Source organism: Vibrio sp. 2033 (assembly GCF_033339735.1).
The window spans coordinates 1-752 of record NZ_JAWOVC010000290.1 but is presented as its reverse complement, the minus strand read 5'-3'; the positions used below and the strand labels follow the sequence as shown (position 1 = coordinate 752).

Below are 752 nucleotides of genomic sequence, written 5' to 3'. Positions count from 1 at the left end.
TTGCGTTTGGTAACGAACCCTCGCACCACATTCCTTACCTATTCAACTGGACAGCAGAACCTTGGAAGACACAACAAGTCGTCGACCACATTCTGGATGACATGTATTTCGCTGCGCCAGAAGGCGTCATTGGTAACGAAGACGTGGGCGCAATGTCCGCTTGGTATGTGATGTCTGCATTAGGCTTCTACCAAGTGAACGCAGCAGAACCTATTTACACTGTGGGTCGTCCGCTATTCGACAAAGCCGTGATTCCGGTGAAAGGCGGCACGTTCACCATCACCACAGAGAACAACGCCGATGACAACATGTACATCAAGTCTGTCACCATCAATGGCAAAGCGTTGGATAACGGTTTCTTCTTCGACCATTCCGAGTTCAAACCGGGTGGTGAGTTGCACTTCGTGATGACGGGCGAGCAATCTGAAGCGATGAAAGCGCAGTAACCGATACCTATCCAAATAACGAAAGGGGGCACCTAGCCCCCTAAAAAACTTCACTTCAGTGGAACCATAAAAATGAAACTAAAAAGCACCCTTATCTCTACCGCTATACTCGCTGCCATGTTTGGTCTTGCTGGTTGTAACAGTGATGACGACAACAACAAATCTGGTACTTCATCCCTCGACACCACACTAACTCAATACGTCAATCCATTGATTGATACAGGCGCAGATGGTCACACCTTCCCAGGGGCGGTTGTGCCTTACGGTTTAGTACAACTTTCTCCTGATACCGAAATGGAAGGCTGG

2 protein-coding genes are annotated in these 752 nt (G+C 48.5%); both read left to right on the top strand.

The window, feature by feature from the left end; genetic code table 11:
* On the top strand, positions 1 to 446 hold a 446-nt coding region (locus tag R7P74_RS26150), incomplete at its 5' end, for a glycoside hydrolase domain-containing protein (protein WP_318123559.1).
* Between the two features lie 72 nt (positions 447 to 518).
* On the top strand, positions 519 to 752 hold a 234-nt coding region (locus R7P74_RS26145; protein ID WP_318123558.1), incomplete at its 3' end, for a hypothetical protein.